Annotated in this window: 21 protein-coding genes; 5 read left to right on the forward strand and 16 right to left on the reverse strand. The window is 64.7% G+C overall.

Going from position 1 to position 19,777, the window contains the following annotated elements; translation table 11 throughout:
- Positions 1-36: 36 nt before the first annotated feature.
- Together CX676_RS22015 and mobC are read right to left on the reverse strand one after the other, a co-directional pair.
- On the reverse strand, positions 37-1,911 hold the full coding sequence (locus CX676_RS22015; protein ID WP_101754921.1) for a relaxase/mobilization nuclease domain-containing protein: 1,875 nt from the start codon (positions 1,909-1,911) through the stop codon (positions 37-39).
- Positions 1,908-2,453: a plasmid mobilization relaxosome protein MobC gene (gene mobC, locus CX676_RS22020; protein ID WP_101754922.1), complete on the reverse strand. Its 546-nt coding sequence runs from the start codon at positions 2,451-2,453 to the stop codon at positions 1,908-1,910. The genes CX676_RS22015 and mobC overlap by 4 nt, the downstream gene beginning before the upstream one ends.
- 748 nt (positions 2,454-3,201) lie before the next feature.
- On the opposite strand from mobC, the gene CX676_RS22025 reads away from it, so the two are divergent.
- The 3 genes from CX676_RS22025 to CX676_RS22035 all read left to right on the forward strand — a co-directional run bounded on the left by CX676_RS22025 (position 3,202) and on the right by CX676_RS22035 (position 5,158).
- Positions 3,202-3,549: a hypothetical protein gene (locus CX676_RS22025; RefSeq protein ID WP_101754923.1), complete on the forward strand. Its 348-nt coding sequence runs from the start codon at positions 3,202-3,204 to the stop codon at positions 3,547-3,549.
- A gap of 743 nt (positions 3,550-4,292) precedes the next feature.
- Complete coding sequence (locus CX676_RS22030) at positions 4,293-4,532, forward strand: hypothetical protein (RefSeq protein WP_232816729.1); 240 nt, start codon at positions 4,293-4,295, stop codon at positions 4,530-4,532.
- 41 nt (positions 4,533-4,573) lie between these two features.
- A complete protein-coding gene (locus CX676_RS22035; RefSeq protein ID WP_232816730.1) occupies positions 4,574-5,158 on the forward strand; it encodes an SOS response-associated peptidase in 585 nt (194 codons plus the stop codon).
- 421 nt (positions 5,159-5,579) lie between these two features.
- On the opposite strand, the gene CX676_RS22040 is transcribed toward CX676_RS22035, so the two are convergent.
- From CX676_RS22040 to CX676_RS22100, 14 genes are all read right to left on the reverse strand, one after another.
- Positions 5,580-5,906, reverse strand: coding sequence for a hypothetical protein (locus tag CX676_RS22040; protein ID WP_101754926.1), 327 nt, complete (start codon positions 5,904-5,906; stop codon positions 5,580-5,582).
- 10 nt (positions 5,907-5,916) lie between these two features.
- A complete protein-coding gene (locus CX676_RS22045; protein WP_157936052.1) occupies positions 5,917-6,117 on the reverse strand; it encodes a hypothetical protein in 201 nt (66 codons plus the stop codon).
- 23 nt (positions 6,118-6,140) lie between these two features.
- Positions 6,141-7,037 carry an ArdC family protein gene (locus CX676_RS22050; RefSeq protein WP_332872962.1) on the reverse strand — a complete coding sequence of 299 codons (897 nt, stop codon included), beginning with the start codon at positions 7,035-7,037 and terminating at the stop codon, positions 6,141-6,143.
- Complete coding sequence (locus tag CX676_RS22720; protein ID WP_157936053.1) at positions 7,037-7,237, reverse strand: hypothetical protein; 201 nt, start codon at positions 7,235-7,237, stop codon at positions 7,037-7,039. Before CX676_RS22720 ends, CX676_RS22050 begins: the two co-directional genes overlap by 1 nt.
- Positions 7,224-7,460 carry a hypothetical protein gene (locus CX676_RS22055; RefSeq protein ID WP_101754929.1) on the reverse strand — a complete coding sequence of 79 codons (237 nt, stop codon included), beginning with the start codon at positions 7,458-7,460 and terminating at the stop codon, positions 7,224-7,226. The genes CX676_RS22720 and CX676_RS22055 overlap by 14 nt, the downstream gene beginning before the upstream one ends.
- A gap of 464 nt (positions 7,461-7,924) precedes the next feature.
- Positions 7,925-8,116, reverse strand: a complete 192-nt coding sequence (locus tag CX676_RS22060; protein WP_101754930.1) for a hypothetical protein — start codon at positions 8,114-8,116, stop codon at positions 7,925-7,927.
- A gap of 689 nt (positions 8,117-8,805) precedes the next feature.
- The gene (locus CX676_RS22065; RefSeq protein WP_058099351.1) at positions 8,806-9,918 is read right to left on the reverse strand and encodes a Gfo/Idh/MocA family protein; all 1,113 of its coding nucleotides are present in this window, start codon (positions 9,916-9,918) and stop codon (positions 8,806-8,808) included.
- Positions 9,915-10,979, reverse strand: coding sequence for a sugar phosphate isomerase/epimerase family protein (locus CX676_RS22070; RefSeq protein WP_058099352.1), 1,065 nt, complete (start codon positions 10,977-10,979; stop codon positions 9,915-9,917). The genes CX676_RS22065 and CX676_RS22070 overlap by 4 nt, the downstream gene beginning before the upstream one ends.
- The gene (locus tag CX676_RS22075) at positions 10,976-11,275 is read right to left on the reverse strand and encodes a putative quinol monooxygenase (RefSeq protein ID WP_101754931.1); all 300 of its coding nucleotides are present in this window, start codon (positions 11,273-11,275) and stop codon (positions 10,976-10,978) included. The genes CX676_RS22070 and CX676_RS22075 overlap by 4 nt, the downstream gene beginning before the upstream one ends.
- Positions 11,276-11,277: 2 nt before the next feature.
- Positions 11,278-12,234, reverse strand: coding sequence for an ABC transporter permease (locus CX676_RS22080; protein ID WP_101754932.1), 957 nt, complete (start codon positions 12,232-12,234; stop codon positions 11,278-11,280).
- Positions 12,227-13,798: a sugar ABC transporter ATP-binding protein gene (locus tag CX676_RS22085; protein ID WP_101754933.1), complete on the reverse strand. Its 1,572-nt coding sequence runs from the start codon at positions 13,796-13,798 to the stop codon at positions 12,227-12,229. The genes CX676_RS22080 and CX676_RS22085 overlap by 8 nt, the downstream gene beginning before the upstream one ends.
- Positions 13,795-14,961 (reverse strand): levoglucosan dehydrogenase, encoded by a 1,167-nt coding sequence (locus CX676_RS22090; protein ID WP_058099356.1) that lies wholly within the window; start codon positions 14,959-14,961, stop codon positions 13,795-13,797. The genes CX676_RS22085 and CX676_RS22090 overlap by 4 nt, the downstream gene beginning before the upstream one ends.
- Before the next feature lie 128 nt (positions 14,962-15,089).
- On the reverse strand, positions 15,090-16,208 hold the full coding sequence (locus CX676_RS22095) for a substrate-binding domain-containing protein (RefSeq protein WP_101754969.1): 1,119 nt from the start codon (positions 16,206-16,208) through the stop codon (positions 15,090-15,092).
- A gap of 58 nt (positions 16,209-16,266) precedes the next feature.
- Positions 16,267-17,088 carry a sugar phosphate isomerase/epimerase family protein gene (locus tag CX676_RS22100; RefSeq protein WP_101754934.1) on the reverse strand — a complete coding sequence of 274 codons (822 nt, stop codon included), beginning with the start codon at positions 17,086-17,088 and terminating at the stop codon, positions 16,267-16,269.
- Positions 17,089-17,311: 223 nt separating this feature from the next.
- Here CX676_RS22100 and CX676_RS22105 point away from each other — a divergent pair, with 223 nt between their 5' ends.
- A complete protein-coding gene (locus tag CX676_RS22105; RefSeq protein ID WP_232816731.1) occupies positions 17,312-18,682 on the forward strand; it encodes an ROK family protein in 1,371 nt (456 codons plus the stop codon).
- Positions 18,679-19,689, forward strand: coding sequence for a substrate-binding domain-containing protein (locus CX676_RS22110; RefSeq protein ID WP_101754935.1), 1,011 nt, complete (start codon positions 18,679-18,681; stop codon positions 19,687-19,689). The genes CX676_RS22105 and CX676_RS22110 overlap by 4 nt, the downstream gene beginning before the upstream one ends.
- Positions 19,690-19,777 lie beyond the last annotated feature (88 nt).

The raw sequence follows: 19,777 nt of genomic DNA on the forward strand, positions 1-19,777 counted from the left end.
ATATCCTGACTGCCGGCGGTTCAATCGGTGATGCGATCACAACTCATGCCCGTGATCCTTGCCGCGGGAGCGATGCTGCTCACCGACCTCCTGATCGGCCATCTTCTGATTGACCTGCCGGGCTTGGGCGAGGGTCATGCCGACCGACTGATGGGCTTCGCCGGCCGCTGCCACAGCCCGCGCGATAGCCCGTCGCTGACCCGCATCCGGGAAATCGACGGCCAGGGCATTGGTGTCACCCGCCGCGATCCGCGCCAGGACATGCGCGCCATAGCGGTCGCGGAAATCGGCGCCGAAACGCTCTGCGTGATCGTCATTCTGGAATTCGACCTTGCCATGCTGGGCATGCGCCTCGGCCATGGCGGACAGGGTACGGGTCAGCTTGTCGCTCGTGGCCTCCTGCTCGATCGGCACCGCGCGGGAAATGACACGCGCCGCCGCCGCATAGAAGGTATCGACCAGCTCGGCCGCCCTGCCCCGCCCGTCCTCGGAAGCGAGATCGATCTTCTTCGCGTCGGCCACAGCCAGAATATCGGCCTTGATCCACGCGCGCTCCTGCCAGGCATTCGCGGCACCGCTTTCCATCCGGGACTGGATCACGACCGGATCGAGGCCGGCCTTTTCTGCGGCCGCGCCGATCTGCGCCGTCATTTCCCTCGTGCCATCCGGTCCGATAACCTTGTGCCTGTCCTGGACAGTGATGCGGGTCTCGTCCATCTGCGCCTGGTAGATGGCCGTGCGCGGGGCGTGATGCATCATCTGCGCGCCGCGCTTATCGCCCAGATCGCGTACGATCTCCGAGGCGATCCCGTAAAGCTCTTCGCGCAATTCACGCTGGTCCTGCACGGGCAGGCGCGAAATGTCCCTCTCGCTCTCCTCCAGCCAGGTCCCGAAGGCAGTGGCCAGATCGCCGCGATTGCGGATGGTATCGAGGTCCATGACGATCTCCTGGTTGCGGTGATGGATGATGCCGCCCGCTTCAAGCAGCCCGGCCGCGGCTTCGATTTTCCGGGCCAGATCCTCATCGCTGATGAGTGTGGCCATGACGGCGAGACTGCGCAGCACCTCGATATTGCGCTGGACCTGGTCGAGCGCATCGCTGAGCGCCCTGCCCTGCCGGCGGTTCTCGATCGGCGCCCTGCCCTCGCGCGCCGCACGCTCGATCTCGGCTCGCGACGGTCCATAGGTCAGGATGCCGCGATCCAGACGGCTGCTCTTGTCCAGAAACAACCCGTGCTCGCCGGCGATCCCGACCAGCCGTTCCTTCATGAAGTCGAGATTGAAGGCATGGTCCTTCGCCATGAAGAACCAGTCGCCATTCTCCAGGCCCCGGTTGTTCACGACCACATGGACATGCTTGTTGACGCGATCCGTGTGCAGGGCCGCGACATAGGCCCATTCCTCGCCATCCGAATGCAGCCCGGACTGGAACAGCTCCATGCACCATTCCTCCACCACCGGACGGGCGCGCTCGGCGCTGACATCGAAGGGAAAGGAGACCAGCAAATGCGTGGTCTGGCCGTTCTTCGGATCGCCGGTCCATTCATCCGACCACTGATCGACGACAGCCTTGCGCTGATCGCCGTCCAGTGTCCGGGCCCGCGGGTCAAGATCGGCCATGTTGCCGAATACCGCCGCCGCCTTGGAAAACAGGTAATCCAGCTGATTGCCAAGCTGCTTGCCGGTATGGGTGCCGCCCTTGTGGATCTTCTTCAGCACCACCGCATTCGAGCCCTGGGTGACGCGCCACAGGCCCGCTGCCCGCCCGGAAACCTTCGGCCTCGGCGTCATGAACCTGTCGAACGCGCGCGCAACCTCGGCCTGCTGGAAGGCCAGCATCCCCGCCCCGCCCTGCCAGATCGGAAACTCGATCTCGCCGATCAATGCCTCGGCCAGCCCACCCCGGCTCATGCCTCGGTCTCCACGAAGGTCTTGAACAGCCGCACCCCGCGGCGGCGCTGCTCGGCAACGACCGCCTGCAAAAAGGTCCGCAGCCTCGGCAGGCTCAGCCGCAGATCGTCCAAGGCGCGCATCTCGCCCTTCGCCAGCTTGATCTTCCTTGTGTTGGCGGCAAAAGCGATCTGGTTGATGTTCACCCCGATCTTGTGCAGTTCATGCTTGATCGCCTCAAGTTCCGCCGCCTGTTCGGGCGGAAATTCGAGCATCCCGACACTCGACCGCAGCAGCGTGCGCAGCACATCCGACCGGCTCTCCGTACCGAGCACGTCCTTCAGCCGGTCCAGTTGCTGCACTTCCTCCGGGGACAGGCGCACGGTCACGACGCTGCCATAGGTCGTGGTGGCCTCGGACTGACGCAGTTTGAGGGCCTTTTCGGTCTTGATCGCCTCGGGCCCAGCCCCGACAGCATCGGCCACCGTCGAAACTGTCCCGCCCGCCTTCACCTTGCGGATCGCCTCGGCCTTCTGCTCTCTCGTCAGCGATTTGCGAGCCATAAATATCCTCCTGACGACGGCAATCAGACGGCTTGTATACATTCCGCATTTCCTGCCACTTCCCCCTATGTGCCAGAGTAGCCCAGGATCGCGAGCATAACAAACAAATTCGCAACCAGGGGTTGCGCCCGCTGTCGCGATCACCGGGATGCTCGGTGCGGCACATAGGGTCCGTTTGCTTTGAAGAAAAACAACGCCGGCACACCGGCACCGCTGCAGGCGCCAATCTGGCGCCGTCGCCTGTGACCGGATGAACCGTGGGGTGATCTGCAACTTGCCGTGGGAAGCCCGTCAGTCGATTGCCGATCGCGCTGTTACCATTTGGGCCGTCACACAGGGCCTTTAGGAAAGGCTGGCGTTCCCGGTCGGCTGGCACTGCTGCCAGTCCTCCCAAAAACGGCACAGAGGCCCCTGCCCTTCGGCCAGAATCGATACGGATGGAACCGGAACCATGACAGATCGAGGCCATGACAGCGGATCGTGTGCCTGCGGCGCAGGATGATCCGTCAGAAGAATGGAAGGGGCGTTGCCCCTCGCCGCAGCAAGGGCAATCGACAGAACCGGGTCCTCGCCGCTGACGCGGCTGCGGGCCGCGCCACTTCCGTCGATTCCCCTTGTCGCAGCTACCCCCAGTCTCGGCGACGGCCAGACCCCGAAAACGACTGTTTTCGGGGCTGTCCCCATTGCGGGGTGCCCCATACCGGTGGAGGGGAAGATGGCCGATGCAGCTGGACGGGATTGCAAGGAGATGAGCCCGGGACTGCGCCTGTCGCGTGTGGCGGACCTGATCGATGCGATCCATGCCTGCCATCCTGACGATGCCGAGCAGGTTCTGTCGGTCGTCCTGGAGGAATGGCAGACCGGGGCGCCCATGCCGCCCTTCCTTGACGCCATGAGCGATGCAGAGTTCTGGGCCCATGCCGCGACGTTCGAGGAGCTGCGCGCTGTCTTCTTGGCCGCAGGACGGAAGCTGGCGCGATACCCGCTCGGGCCGCAGGGCCGGATGCGCATGATCCGGAGATTGATGGAAGGTCTGAGTGATGGCGAACGGCAGGAGATCATCGGCGTGGTCTCTGCAGAACGCGATCCTGCGTGATAAAGCACGATGGAGACACCAAGCCGGGATGTGCCGGAAGGGTTCGTTCTCGGAGGACCTGCTGTCAACTGCAGGCCCTCGGTCGAGGTCGGCGAAAGCCACCCCCTGATCCGGTTGTCCCGGCGACGGCAGAGGGCCAGGATACGCGCATTCAGCGCCGACCTGCACACTGGTTTGATATTTGCTGAAAATCAGGCGGTGGCCCGCATCGCTGCTCCTCTCAGAGCCCGTCGCGGCCACCGCCTTTCCTTCCGTCCAGTTCCCGCCGGCGGCACTGCGCCGGACGGGAAACACTCTCGCGCATCTTCAGGCTCTTCCAGACGAGTGGAGCAGGATAGACCCCGCGCGAGACCCAAGCTCGACACTGCACCGGAGGTGAGTTTTGCAGCGCGTTGGTGCCGATTGATTGGCTCTGGACTTTCCAACTCTACCCCAATTTCTGATTCAAAGCGAGAAGCCGGTTTGTCACCTCCGGCTACAATTCTGTGTCACGGCTGCCCCGTCCCTGCTCCAGTCTTACGGCGATTGCGCGATCGATGGCGCGCCGGGTAGCGGGCCTCTCGATCGCTGATGGCACCATCGTCGGTCACAGCCTTGAACCTGCAACCTCGGGCTGACATTCGGACAGCTTGTCGGCGGGCGTATGTTCCCATTACGTTCCTACCATGCCGTCGATACCCTCAACCAACAGATTCGCCAACCGCTCGATTCGCGACTGTGCCCGCGACCATATGCTCATCGTGATGCGCTGCGATCTGTGCGGCCGGACGGTCAACTATTGGGCCGAGGATCTGGCGAAGGTCATCGATGACCCGTTTCACGAAGCGCATGTGCCGCCCTGGGGCTGCGGCCATTGCCGGATGATCGATTACATGTCGATCCGCTGGCACCTGCCGAACGCACAAGAGCTGGCGGCAGGCTTGACCGTTCGCAGGCCGGTCAGGCAGGTTGTCAAATGGATCTGGCGCGATGAAAGGGTCTGACGATCTGCAATCTGTATAATAACGGCACCACGCAGGAGATGATGCGCCGGCTCTTCCCCGGCGTGACGGACCGTGCCGGCAATCTGCAGCCGGGCCGGGTCTATCCCGACCAGCCCGGTGCGATCATCCGCCATGATGGCGACGGGTTGGAGCTGGTCACAGCGCGCTGGGGTCTGCCCTCGCCGAAATTCGCCCTGAAGACGGAACGCGACCCCGGCGTGACCAATATCCGCAATCTTGGATCGCCGCATTGGCGCCGCTGGCTCAGTCGGGACAATCGCTGCCTCGTCCCGCTGAGCGCCTTCGCCGAGCCCCGCGGCAAGGGGAAGGGCAACCAGTGGTTTGCCGCCACGAACAACCAGCCAATGTTCTTTGCCGGCATCGAGATCCGCGACTGGACCTCCGTCCGCAAGGTAAAGGACGGCGAGACCACGGATGATCTCTATGCCTTCCTGACTTGCGAACCGAATGCGGAGGTCCGGGAGATCCATCCAAAGGCCATGCCGGTGATCCTGACGCAGCCCGACGACTGGACGGCCTGGATGAACGGGGCTCCCGCTTCGGAGCTTCAACGGCCCCTGCCCGACGGATCCCTTGCGTTGCTGGACGAGGCCGAGCTGACCTGACCGGATCGACGACTGGCCCTGAATACGTCAGCGATGCCCCCCGCACGGCGAGACTGCGCGATCGACAGCGCCGTGACATCCGGCAACCTGGCCATCACAAGCATCTCCGGCGGCGCGGATCAGTCTGGAATTGACCTCGACGAAACCGAGGAGCGAGTGACGAAAGGGCATGGGTGTCAGTTCCAGAGAAGCCGCCTTTATCGGCGATCGCGAGGCCCGCCCGAGCGTAACCTGGACTGCTGCGGGAGCGCGACGTGAAGCGCATTGGATCCGTAGCAACCAGTCAAACTCAGGTGCTTCCGAAAGATCGAGAACGCATCGGAAAATTCACCCCCGGAATCATCCACAGAAATTGGGGATAAGTCTCGCCGCCCAAAAGACACCGCTCGAGGCGGGGCAGGCATAAACAGTGCCCCAGTCTTCAGCGCGGCAGTTCTGCCCGTTCCTCATTCGTCATCTCACCGAGGAGGCGGCGCATGAGGCGCATGCGTCCCCGTGCGCCAAGCCGGCGCTCGCTCAGGCGCGCGCCGGTGGCGAAAAAATAGGCCGTCAGTTCCGGCAATGTCGCAAAGGCCGCCCAGGCTTCCGCCTCCTCCTCGATGGTGGTCAGTGCGGGCAGCGGCGGGCCCGCGACCATCTCGGCCAGAACCCCCGACAGGATGAATTCCGCATCGGCGCGGTCGCAGGCCGCGATGGCATCGAACAGGGCCTGCGTGCGTTCCAGGCGCGTTGGATCTGGGCCGGCCATGAGCTGACCCTCACAGCCGGATCCGCGCGGCCAGCTCGCGCGCATCGTGCTGGTGATGAAGCCTGGCGCAACCATCGTCGTGGTGGTCGCGGCGCCGGGCCAGACCCAACCGGACGCGGGGATTGAGCCTCATGACGGCCGCCCGGATCACGGCGCCGCCGCCGGCTGAGATCAGCACGTTGAGGCGGGAATATCGGGCATGGATGGGCATCATTGCTCTCCCATGGGGCCGCCTTACGCGGCGGCCCGGTTGGTTCTGTCCAAGAGACCCGCGGGGGCGGTGCGCATCAGCCAGTCGGCGGCTTTCTGCGCCTCGGTCGCGGCCTTGAAGATGAACCGCTTCTCGGACTTCAATGCCCGCAGCCAGCTTTCCACATAGGCCGCCGTCTGCCCGAACTCCGGCGTCACGCCGATCTGCGCGCAGACCATGGCGCTGCCAATCTCGGCCACCAGTTCCTCGAAAGCGCGATCTGTGTGCCCGTTGAAGCGGCTGAACCGGTCCAGCCGATGCGCCGCGCCCGTGCCGTGGCAGCTCTCATGGGCGAGCGTGGAATAAAATCCGGCCGCATCATGAAAGGTCCCGACCGGCGGCATGTGGATGAAATCGCCCGCCACATCATAGAAGGCTTCCGGTCGGTCGCTGCTGCGGCGTTCAATGCCGGTGGCATCAAAGAAGGCTTCAAGCGCCGGGTCGGTCTCGGTGCCAAACTCGCGAGGCGCCTCGGCGGGCTTGCCCTGAAATTCTTCGGGCAAGCCGTCGATCTGATCGGCATTGAAAACGCGATAGGCTTTGGCATAGCCGAAGGTTTTTTCTTCGCCGGTCTCGGCATCCTCTTGTTCAAAGGTGCCGTATTTGACGACCGTGGCGGATGTCTCGCCCTTGCGGACCTGCGCACCGGCCTCCTGGGCCTGCCGATAGGTGAACCAATGGGCGCTGCGATAGCCCTGTTCAGCCGCCCGCGCCCAGAGCATCAGGATATTGATGCCGCGATAATACTCGCCATTGCTGCGGCGGGGAAAGGGAATGCCGCCGGCATCGCCGGTCCAGGGCTGCCGCCAGACCGGGGTGCCAGCCTCGATGCTGGCCATGATCTGGTCGGTGACATGCTGATAGACATCGAACTCGGCCATCATGCGCCCTCCTGCACGGGGCGTTCGACGGCGCTGACCTCGATGCCGCAATCGTCGCAGGTCTTGTCGTCAAAGACGTTCGACAATTCCCACTCCTGCGTCTCCACGTTCCAGCGGGCACAGGCGTCGGACAGAAAGTTTTCACCTCCGCAATGCGGGCAGTGAATGGTAACGGGTTGATCGGGTTCAAGCGCGGGCATGGTCGACCTCCACGGCGAACACGACGGTTTCGCCCTCGACGCGATAGTCGATCTGGCGCAGCAGCACCTGTTCCAGTGCCTCACGCGGGACGCCGGGATAGGTCGCGGCGATCACGTCCAGCAGCTGCGGGCGATCTTCCTCGAAATAGTACCCATTGACACCCCATGCGATCAGGCCGGGGGTATGAACGAGGGATGACGATCCCAGGCGATATTCAGCCATGTGTGGCCTCCTTTGCGACGGGCGGCGAGGTCTTTGCCCCTTTCCGCCAATGGGCGGACCTTCCTGCTCTGCTTGTCTCGAAAGGCCCATGCCTTTCGGAAAGCAGGAGCGGGAAGGGCGTAGCCCTGCCCGCGGCCCTGGGGCTGACTGTCACGGGGTCGGGAAGGCGGGGTGGTGCGGCCCGCAGCGCGGCACGCGCGAGGACACGGCCCGCCTGGACGACGACGCGCAACACGCGCGGCGCTTGCCCCTTGACCGGCAGACGCAGGGATGCGTGGCGGATGAAACAAACAGGAAGGTCGTCGGGTCGGGGGTGAGCTGGGCCTGCCCGGTCGATCCCCCGGCACGGCCACCGATCATCCTGGACCGCAAAAGCGGGCCTCCATCGATCTTTCTGGCCGCAGGCGGCCCGCGTGAGCGACTGGATGGAACGGTAAAGGGGCGGCTTGCGCCGCCCCTGTTGTTCACTCCTGGTCGTCGTCCCGTTTCGGGAAGGCGACCATGTCGACGCCGGGGAACATGTTGTGGCGGACCTGGATGGAGGTGATCTCGCCGGCGTCGTTGCGGTTGATGAAGAGGACACCGCAGTTGTCCCAGAACGTCTTGCCGTCTTTCTCGCCGGTTTTCACGCGGAGCTTCATGCTATCAAAGGCCATCTGGTTTTCCTTTCCTGCTTGGCGTTTCGATGAAATTTCTGGGACGGGGCAGGAAGAGGGCCGGTCAATGGGGAATTTGTCTTCCGCGCGGAATGGCCGGAGGCCAGGGGACATTCGTCATTGAAGGCCATAGGCCGTCCGGCGCGCTGCCCTGTCATATTTCATCGATAAGAAACGCACCCGCTGGAACGGACCGTGTTGGCCACGACAGCCAGCATCCGCAGAACCGTGAGCGAGAACGACGGCAAGACCGGGACCGGCTGCCCGTCACCGGTGCAACCGCAATGCCGCTGGGTAGCGCTGCGACCGGCGACGACCGCGACACCATGTTCCTGCACGCGAGATTTTGCCCCGTCCAAACAGGCCGACCGGGGTTGGCCAGGGGCGTTGATAGCTGCCCCATGATCCGGTTGCGAACGCGACGGCAGAAGGGCAACCCGCGTGATCGGCCGAATGGGCCAAGACGCGTCACAGCGGCGCGGGCCCTGCTGCGCCTGCAAAGGTATCTGCAGGCCGGGCGGGAAGCAGGCTTTCGCTGCGTGTGCGAGCCGAGCCCTGCCAGACCGCGGAAGCGGACACTCCGCCAGGATCGCGCCGCGGAACCCTGGTTCACCTGCAGGAAGGGCGGAAAGCGGACGGTCGGGTGAGCGGTGAGAACATCTTTCAGATGTGCCTACCGCCCCCGAGTGTTAGGCCGCCGTCCACATTCCACCCGCCCCATTCGAGCGGACACACGCGCGGATGAAACGCATTCCTGCAAGTCCGTCCTCGGCGGTAGCCAGCGCTCGCGTCGACGCCAAGCCCTTACCTTCGATCAGATCCGCCGCATCGGCGTATAGAGTTGCGAACGCCTCCAGATAGCCCTCGGGATGGCCGGACGGTATGCGGCTTGGCGTTTGGGTCAAGCCGTCACCGCGGCGCAGCAGGCGGGTCGTGTCGCCAAGCGGGGTGAATTCGAGCAGATCAGGGTCTTCCTGATCCCATGCCAGCCCCCCCCTTTCGCCGGCGATGCGGAACCGCAGCGCGTTTTTGGTGCCGGGGGCGATCTGGCTTGCCCAGATCATCCCCTTCGCGCCGCCGTCGAAACGCAAGAGGACTGCCGCGTTGTCATCCAGCCGCCGTCCCGGCTCGAAGGCGGTGAGGTCGGCAAGAACGGCCTGAACTCCAAGCCCCGAAACAAATGTGGCGAGATTTACGGCATGCGTTCCGATATCCGCGATGCAGCCGCCCTCGCCCGACAAGCCGGGATCGGTGCGCCAGACGGCCTGTTTCTGCCCGCTCTGTTCAACGGGTCCGGCCAGCCAGTCCTGCAAATATTCCACCTGCACATGACGCACCGCCCCGATTGCCCCTTCGGCGATCATCCGGCGCGCCTCGCGCACCATCGGATAGCCTGTATAGGTCTGGGTCAGCACGAAGGGCACGGATGTTTCGGCTGCCAGCGCAGCCAGTTCCTCGGCCTCGGGAAGCGTCGCGGTCATCGGCTTGTCGCAGATCACTGCAATGCCTGCCCGCAGGAAGGCCGTCGCCACCTTGGCATGAAGGTGGTTCGGCGTGACGATCGCCACCGCAGCGATCCCGTCAGGACGAGCTGCCTCGGCCAAAGCCATCTGCGCGAAATCGGAATAGCTGCGGTCGGGCGCAATGCCGAGATCCGCCGCCGAAGCCGCGGCCCGTGCCGGGTCGGAGGACAGCGCCCCCGCAACCAACTCCCACCGCCCATCCAGCCTTGCGGCCATGCGGTGGACCCCGCCGATGAAGGCCCCTTGTCCTCCGCCGACCATGCCCAGTTTCAGTGTCATGACCGGATCCCCAGCATTGCGTCCAGCACCGCCTGATCGGCCCTCCCGCCTGCGAAATCGTCGAAGGCCTGCCCCGTCACCTCGATCAGATGACGGGCGATAAAGGGCGCACCCTCGGCGGCACCCTGCGCCGGGGATTTCAGGAAGCACTCCCATTCCATCACCGCCCAGCCGCGATAGCCGTGCTGGGTCAGCCGCGTGAAGACGGCCGGAAAATCCACCTGCCCGTCGCCAAGGCTGCGGAAACGCCCCGCCCGTTCCACCCATGGCGAATAGCCGGAATAGACGCCCTGCCGACCATCGGGGCGGAACTCGGCGTCCTTGACGTGGAACGCCGAGATACGGTCATGATAGATGTCGATGAAGGCCAGATAATCCATCGCCTGTAACAGGAAGTGCGACGGGTCGTAGTTGATCCTCGCGCGGGGGTGTTCGGCCACGGCAGAGAGGAACCTCTCCCAGCTTGCGCCGTCGAACACATCCTCGCCGGGGTGCAGTTCGAAGCCAATATCGACACCCGCATCGTCATAGGCATCAAGGATGGGGGTCCAGCGGCGGGCAAGTTCGGCGAATGCCGTCTCGACCAGTCCGGCGGGGCGCTGCGGCCAAGGATAGAGATAGGGGAAGGCCAGCGATCCGGTGAAGCTGACCGTTCCCGAAAGCCCCAGACGCCGCGCCGCCGTTGCGGCCTTGGTCACCTGATCGACCGCCCATGCCTGCCGTGCGCCGGGATTGCCCCGCACCGTTTCCGGCGCGAAGGCATCGAAGGCCGCGTCATAGGCGGGATTCACCGCGACCAACTGTCCTTGCAAGTGCGTGGACAATTCCGTGATGGCGATGCCCGCTTCGGCGCAAATGCCCACCACCTCGTCAGCATAGGTCTGACTTTCGGCGCAGAGGTTCAGATCGAACAACCGCCGATCCCAGGACGGGATCTGCACGCCTTTGTAGCCCAGCCCTGCCGCCCAGGCCGTGATCGCGGGCAGGCTGTCGAAGGGTGCATCATTCCCCGCGAATTGCGCCAGAAAGATGCCCGGACCCTTGATCGCACTGCCCGTCATGCCGCCCTCTCCGACAGCATGGTCAGGGGCCGGATCTCCACCGGACAGGCCAGCAGACGGTCAAGCTGCGAAACCAGCGGTTGCAGATGCGGCATCGCCAGATGCGCGTCCAGCGCCGCGCGGTCGGTCCAGTTCTCGTAGAAGACAAAGACGCAAGGATCGGCAGCATCGACGTGGAAGTCGTAGCTGATGCAACCCGCCTCGGCCCGCGTCGGCGCCACTAGCGCCATCAGCAGCGATGCCAGTTCCTCGCGCGTTTCAGGGCGGGCGGTGACGGTTCCGATGATCGTATACATGGTCAGCCCCGCTTCTGGCTCAGCGCAACGGCAAGGATGATGATCGCGCCCTTTGCAATCAGCTGCTGGCTGAACTCCAGCCCCATCAGGATCAGGCCATTGTTGATCATCCCGATCATCAGCGCGCCGACGATGGTGCCGATGACCGTCCCCTTGCCGCCGAACAGGCTCGTCCCGCCAAGGACGGCCGCGGCGATGACCGACAACTCATCCCCTTCGCCAAGCTGGAAGCGGCCCGATTGCAGACGGCCAGCGTAAAGCATCCCGGCCAGCGCGGCAGCGCAAGAGGACAGGACCAGCACCTTGAACTTGATGCTGCGCGTATCGATACCGGAATAGCGCGCCGCCATTTCGCCCCCGCCGGTCGCCAGCACCTTGCGGCCAAAGCCGGACCGGCGCAGCGCGACATGACCGACGCCCGCGATCACGGCCATCCAGAACATCAGGACGGGGATCGGGCCGACCGAGCCGCCCCCGAAGATCCAGGAATAGCCGGGGGACAGGATCGGCACGGCCGCCGTGTCGGAAATCCACATGGCCACGCCCTTGGCGATGCCCATCATGGCAAGTGTCGTCAGGAAGGACGGAATGCCGATCCGCGTCGTGAGCCAGCCGTTGAACATCCCGACGGCCAGCCCCGTCGCCAACCCGGCAAGGATGCCGCCAACAGGCCCGGCGATGGCAATCGCCATTGCAACCGTCACCGTGGTCAGCCCCGCCACCGCACCCACCGACAGGTCGATCTCGCCCGCCGACAGCACGAAGGTCATGGCCACCGCCATCACCGCGATCATCGCGGTCTGCCGCACGATGTTCAGCAGGTTGTTCGGATTCAGGAACCCCTTGTCGTTCAGCGTCAGCGCAAAGACGATGAATATCACCACGAAGCCAATATAGATGATGTTCTGCCGCCAATTGGCGAAGAATGCCCCGGCGGGGGCGGTTGCTGCCTTAGCCATGGCTGGCCTCCTTGATGGTCAGGGCTTTCTGGATTTCCACCTGAAGGCGGCGCTCGGCCGCCTGCAGGGCATTTTCGGGGTTCGTCTCAGAGGGATCGTCCAGTTCGGAGCGGTCCAGCATCTGATGCGCCCGGCCATCCGCCATCACGAGGATGCGGTCGCAGGCTGTCAGCAATTCCGACAGTTCCGAGGAGATGACGATCACCCCCTTGCCAGACTGTGCCAGTTCCCGCACGAGACGGATGATCTCGGCCTTGGACCCGATATCGATTCCTGCCGTCGGTTCGTCGAGGATCAGGATCTCGGGTTCAGTAGCCAGCCACTTGCCGATCACCACCTTCTGCTGGTTTCCCCCCGACAGCGTGGACACCGCATGGTCGCGGCTTGCCGTCTTGATCGACAGTCGGGCGATCATGTCCTCGGCGATGTCACGCACGCGGCCACGGTCCACGAAACCCTTCGGCGCGATGCGCCCGATCACCGACATGACCATGTTGTCAGCAACGCTATGCGCCGGGATGATGCCCTGCGTCGCCCGGGCCTCGGGCACCAGCGCGATGCCGTGGGCCACGGCATCGGCCGGGCGGCGGATCCCCGCTTTCATGCCCTTGATGCGGATCTCGCCCGAAACGGCGGGTTCGATACCTGCAATGACGCGGGCCAAGGCGGACCGACCGGAGCCGAGCAGGCCCGCAAGTCCCAGCACTTCCCCCCGATGCAGCGCGAAACTGACGTTCTCGGGTTTGTGCGGGCCGGTCACATTCGCAAGGTCCAGCAGAACCTCGCCCCGCGACACGTCACCCCGGGCGACATCAGCCAGCCCTTTGGATTTCTTGCCGACGATATGTTCGATCATCACGTCGATGGGCAGATCGGCCAGCGGCGCGGTGATCACATGTTTTCCATCCCGCAGGATCGTTGCGCGGTCCGCGATGCGGGCAATCTCGTCCATGCGGTGGCTGACATAGATGATCGCCACGCCCTTGGCCTTCAGCTGCCGCAGAAAGACGAACAGCCGTTCCACATCCGACACAGAAAGCGCGGTCGAAGGTTCATCGAGGATCAGCACCCGCGCATCCTGACTGATCGCCTTTGCAATCTCGGTCAGTTGCTTCTGCCCCGCCCCCAGATCGCCGACCAGCGCGGTCGGATCAACCTCGACCTGCAACATGTCGAAGATCGCCTGCGCCCGCCGGACAGAATCGGCATCGTCGATCATCCCGCGCGCATCGCGAGCTTCGCGGGTCAGGAAGATGTTCTGCGCCACAGTCAGCGTGGGGATCAGCGACATTTCCTGAAAGTTCATGGCGATCCCTGCCGCCCGCGCCGCTTCGGGCGAGTGGGCGGCCAGTTTCTGGCCACCAACCTCGATCTCGCCCTCCTCCGGCACGTGAACGCCGTTCAGGACCTTCAGGATGGTGGACTTCCCCGCCCCGTTACCGCCAAGCAGGGCGTGGACCTCACCGGCAAACACCTCGAAATCCACTCCATCCAGCGCGCGAATGCCGCCGAAGGATTTGGAAATCCCCGTCATCCGCACGGCAACCGGGGCGGGGGCGGTCATTCCACCCGCTCCCACTTGCCGGTTTCACCCGACCGAAGCAGGGCATCGGCCACCAGTTCCGTCAGCAGACCATCCTCGAAATTCGGGCTGGGCTGCTTGCCGCTGGCAATCGCGCTGAACAGGTCGAAGCATTCGACGATCTTCGTTTCCGAATAGCCGATGCCCAGACCGGGGATCGGCCACAGACCGCCGCCATAGGGATGGGCTGGACCAGTGTAGACCGTGCGGAAGCCGCGTGCATCGGCGGGGTCGTCGGCGAACATCACCTGCAACTCGTCACGGCGTTCGTAGTTGAAGTGGATCGACCCCTTCGTCCCGTGGATTTCCAGCGTGATGAAGTTGTTCCGACCCCATGCGTTGCGCGTGGCCTCCAGGCTGCCGATGGCCCCGTTGCCGAAGCGCAGCATCGACACCACCTCGTCATCCACATCCACCGGAGCACGTTCGGCATCAGCGGATTTCTCCGACGCACCCAGCTTGTCCACCCCGCCCTGCTGGATGGGGCGCGTCGTGACATAGGTCTTGGTCATGGCGATCACCTCGGCAATGGGACCGACGAGGTAATGCGCAAGGTCCACCACATGGGTCCCGATATCCCCCACCGTGCCCGACCCCGCGATCTTCTTCTGAAAGCGCCAGGACAGCGGCCCGTTCTCATCTGCCGACCAGTCCTGAAGGTAGGTGCCGCGGAAGTTCAGGATGCGGCCGATGCGGCCTTCCTCGATATATTTCTTGGCCAGCGCCACGGCGGGCGTGCGGCGGTAGTTGAAGGCCACCATGTGGATGATGCCTGCGGCCTTCGCGGCTTCGGTCATCGCGCGGGCCTCTTCCACGGTGCGGGCGAGGGGCTTTTCGCAGATGATGTGCTTGCCCGCCTTGGCGGCGGCGATGGCAATCTCGGCATGGACATTGTTCGGCGTGCAGATGTCGACCACGTCGATATCGGGCCGCTCCACCACGCTGCGCCAGTCGCTGGAGGCTTCGTCAAAGCCGAAGCGGCGGCGGGCTTCCTCGGCGGCGCCATCGGTCATGTCCACGACCACCTTGCGGTGCGGGATTGCCGGGGCGGGCCAGAAGAACATCGGCATCGAGGCATAGGCCATGGCATGCGCCTTGCCCATGAACCCGCCACCGATCATGGCGACGTTCATCACTTTGGTCATTGTCGGTCTCCGATCTTGTGCGGGTCGCGGAAGTTGGGAAGGGCCGGGCCTTCACGGGCGGGGAGCAACGCCCCCAGTAAAGGCCCGGCAGGCGCACGGGGTGATAGGGACACCCCGCGCGTGTTCGGTCACTGCATCGAGGCCTTGATGTTGTCGGTCGCTTCGGTCGAGTAGACCTGCTTCCACGCGTCGAGCAGGTTGTCCTTGCTGACGGGCAGCGCAGGCAGGGCCACGAAGTCGGGCGCATCCTTGTCGAGCAGGGCGTAGCCTGCCAGCTTCGCCTCGACCACGCCGGCGTCATAGGGACGCTGTGCGCCAAGGCCCTTCATGAAGCCGCCCTGCGCCATGCTGATGGCGACGTTTTCGCCAAGGTCGACGGTGGTGATGATCAGATCATCGCGGCCATTGGCGCGGGCGGCGGCCATCACGCCTTCGGCCGGAACGTCCCAGACCGCCCAGATGCCCTTGATGTTCGGGTTCGCGGTCAGCATCGCGCCAGCCGCCTTCTCCGCATCGCCCGAGAAGTCCGGCCCGCCGATCCCCTGTTCTTCCACGATCTTGATGTTCGGGTAGTCGCTGGCGATCGTCGCCTTGAACGCGTCATAGCGCTGCTTCGTTACGAAGAAGTCGGCGGCGTGGAACACGAGCCCGATTTCGCCCCCGTCAGGGCCAAGCGCCTTGGCCATCAGATGGGCTGCGGCGACGCCATTGCCGTAGTTGTCGGCCGAGACGACCGAGACATAGTCGGTGCCCGGAACGAAGCCCGTCGGGACGTTGTCCATGAACACGAGCTTGGCCCCGGCCTCATGCGCGGCGCGGTAGGCGGCGGCGGTGGCGGTGGGGTCGGTCGGGATCGACACGATGATGTCGGGCGACTGCGCCATGATGGTTTCAAGGTCGCTGACCTGCTTTTCGGGCTTGAAGCCCGCATCGGTCACGGAGATCACTTTGATCCCCATCGCGGCGAACTGGGTCTGCAGGCCGTTGATCTGCGCCTGGCTCCAGTCGTTGCCGGCGTAATGCATCACGATGGCAGCGGTGGCGCCCATCTCCTTGATCTTGGCCAGCTCTTCATCGCTGAGCACGACATCCGAGGCGGGCGAGGGGTCTTCACCGCTCGGTCCCTTGGACAGGACGGTTTCCTGCAACTTGGCAAGCGCCGCGTCCGGATCTGCAAAGGCCGGGGCGGCGATCCCCATCAAAAGCGCAAGCGCGGTCGCCGAGCCCATGAGGCTGCGTCTGGTCATCATAACTTCTTCCTCCCAGAGAAGTGTCGGGGTTGCCCCCGTGTGGTGGGCAGGGCGTTCAGCCGGCGATTGCCCGGTTCAGGTAGTCCATGCTCAGCCGCGCCCCTTCGGCGGGGTCACGCCAGGAGTCGAGTTCGGTGCAGACCCAGCCCGCAAAGCCCACATCCCGCATCGCCTTCAGGATCGGCCCCGTCGGCACATCGCCGCGGTCAAGCGGGGTGAAGGCAAAGGGTTCACGCTGGAAGCCCTTGAGGTGGATGTAGGAAATCCGCTTCGCGTGGTCGCGGATCAGTTGCGCCGGATCACCACCGGCTGCGGCCAGATGCGCCGTGTCGGGGCAGAAATCGATGGCGGTCAGGTCGAAGATCTTGGCCACTTCGCCCGGCCCTTCGACGATGGTCGACAAGTGCGGGTGGTAATGCGCCCGCAACCCCCGCGCCTCGGCCAGCGCCTTCACGCGGTCGAGGGCTGCGCCCAGCTTGTGATAATCCGGCTCGCGCGTGCCGTCGAAACGCTTGGCCCCGCCGCCCACCACCAGATGCGGCGCGCCCAGTTCGGCGGCACGGTCGGCGGCGCGCGTCACGCGGGCCAGTTCCTCGGGCAGAATGTCGTCGAAGATGAAGTTCCCGCCCGCATAGGTGGCGACCAGTTCCAGCCCGTTGTCGGCCAGAAGCTTGCGCATCTCGGCGGCGCTGTAGTCCAGCAGGTTGCCGTCGAACAGCTCCACCCCGGCATAACCAGCGGCAGCGATGTCGGCGCAGGCGCGGTCCATATCGCCGTAGGTGCGGTAGGCCAGTTGCGTGATCGAGGTGACGCCCACGGCATCGCCCCCGAGCCCCCCCCAGCAATTGGCGTGATAGGCCAGCTTCCAAGCTGTCATCGGTATCCCCTCCCCGTGCCGCAGGCGCTGCGGGATGGCCCGCCTTGCCTGCTTTCCTGCCGGCCTCCTCTGACCGTGGCAATTTCGTTAAGCCTAGATTCAGCTTTGGTCAATAATAAATCTGCTTATGTCTGATTACTTCTGCATTTTTACAGCATAAGTTTTTCCTTGAACGGCAGAAGGACGCCCTTTATCCCTTCTGAAACCCTGCAAGGACGCGATTTTGCCCCTGACTGCCCAGGACCTGACCGAATCGCCCCGCCCCCGCGGCAAGGGACGGCCGCGCACGGTGGAAACCGCTGCGCCATCGCTGGTCGAACTCCTGAACCTCGTCCGCACGGGTGCCGCCAACACGCGGCAGGAACTGGAACGCCAAAGCGAATTCGGCCGCGCCGTGGTGGCGGATCGCCTGACGATGCTGGGCGATCTGGGACTGGTGGACGAAAGCGAACTGGGCACCGCCACGGGCGGCCGAGCGCCGCGACTGGTGCGCTTTGCCGCGCGACGCGCCGCGATCCTTGTCGCCACGCTGGATCAAACCGCGATCGGGGTAGGTGTGGCCGACCTTTCCGGCAAACTCCTGACCGAACATCACGAAGCCGCCGACCTGACCGCCCCGCCCGCCGAACTGGCCGATCGTCTGACAGCACTCTTCCGCTGGTCGATGGAGCGTCATGCACCGCAGGGCGGCATATGGGGCATCTCCCTCTCCGTCCCCGGGGCCGTTCAGGGCGCGACGGAGGGTGACTTCCTGACCGCCACGCCGCCGGTCCTTCCCGCCTGGGAAGGGTTTCCACTTGTCGAAACGCTGACGCGCGATTTCGGCGTGCCGGTCTGGATGCGGTCCAGCGTCGAGACGATGACGATGGGCGAGCTGCACGCAGGCGCGGCGATCGGCACGCGCAGTATGCTTTTCCTGAAGGTCGGCCGCCGCATCGGCGCGGGCATCGTCTGCGACGGCCAGCTGTATCGTGGCGCGCATGGCGCGGCAGGCCTGATCGGATCGCTTCCAGTCACCTCAGGCGGGCGAAGCGGCCCTCTCGATGCCCTCGCAGGATCGGACATGATCCAGCGCGAAGGTCTATCGGCGGCACAGGACGGGCGAAGCCCCATGCTGGCCGACATCCAGCGCCGCGGTGGCGAGATCACGGCCATCGAAGTCTCGCAAGCCGCACAGATCGGCGATCCCGCCTCGGTCGCGATCCTGACCGAGTCGGGCCACCTGATCGGTCAGGTCGTGGCGACGCTGGCCAATGCGTTGAACCCGGAACTGATCGTGCTGTCGGGGTCCATCGTGCAGACGAACGACATCCTCCTCGCCGCGGTGCGCGAGGCGGTCTATGGCGCATCGCATCCCTTCGTCACGCGCGACCTGCGGATCATCCGGTCGCAGATGGGCAGTTCGGCCGGACTTGTCGGCGCGGCCCGCGTGGCCTCGGAACAGCTGTTCGCGCCGAGTTTCCTGAAGGAATGGGTGATGCAGGGTAGCCCGCTTGCCCATCCGGCCTTCGCCGCCCTGCAGGATCGGCTTTCGCAAACCGCACCGCCCCCTCCGCCGCCAAGGGCGGGGACCGGACAGGAGCTTCCGAGATGACGATATCCGGCCTCGGCCCGCATGGCGAACGCGCCGCCCCGCCCGAACGGGTCAGCCTGCTGCCCGACGACCGCACCGCCGCCAAGGCGGCCGGATGGCGCGTTGCCGTGGTCCTGCACACCTTGGAAAGCGACTGGGCCAAGCAGCAACTTGCCGGCATGATGGGTATCTTCGGCGATTGCGGCGCCGCGGTGATCGATGTCGTGGATTGCGCCTTTTCCCCCGACATGCAGGTGGCCGAACTTGACCGGCTGATCTCGCAACGCCCCGATGCGATCATCTCCCTTCCCGTGGCGAATGAACAGGTCGCCGCCGCGCACCGCCGGGTGTCCGAGGCGGGAATAAAGCTGGTCCTGCTGGACAACGCGCCCACCGGCCTGTTGCCGGGCAAGGACTACACGGCGCTGGTGTCTTCGGACAACTTCGGTCTGGGCAAGATCGCGGCCGCCGGACTTTCTCCCCGCATCCCCGACGGGGCGAAAGTCGGCGTCCTCGGCTTCGCCGCCGATTTCTTCGCTACGAACGAACGCGAGATCGCCTTCACCAAATGGCTTCAGGTGAACCGCCCCGACATCACACCGCGCATCCACCGCTTCGCGCGGATCGAGGACTCAGCCGCAGCCGCGGATGACCTTCTGTCGGCAAACCCCGATCTGGCCGGGCTATTCGTCGTTTGGGACACGCCTGCCCTTGCCGCAGCCACCCGCCTTGCAGAACGCGGCGCAACGATGTCCATGGCAACCGTGGACCTCGGAGAGGCCGCAGCCATCGCCCTCGCAACGGGCAATTCCTTCTGCTGCATCGCAGCCCAGCAGCCTTTCCTCCAAGGGATCACAGCCGCACAGACCGTGATCCTGTGCCTTCTCGGTCGCCCCGTTCCCGCCTGGATCGCCCTACCCGGCATTGGCGTCACACGGGACAACGTGGTCGAAAGTTTCCAGACGATCTGGCGGCAACCGGCCCCGCGCGAAGTGCTCCGCGTGCTGGGCCTGTCGCGCGGCAAATGAAGGCCGGCATGGCAGCGATGCGACAGGCTCACCGGCGGATTTGAATCCGCCAAAGTTCCATTACGACTGTCCATCGACATATCGCCGC

This window comes from Paracoccus zhejiangensis (assembly GCF_002847445.1).
In the GTDB taxonomy this organism is placed as follows: Bacteria; Pseudomonadota; Alphaproteobacteria; order Rhodobacterales; family Rhodobacteraceae; genus Paracoccus; species Paracoccus zhejiangensis.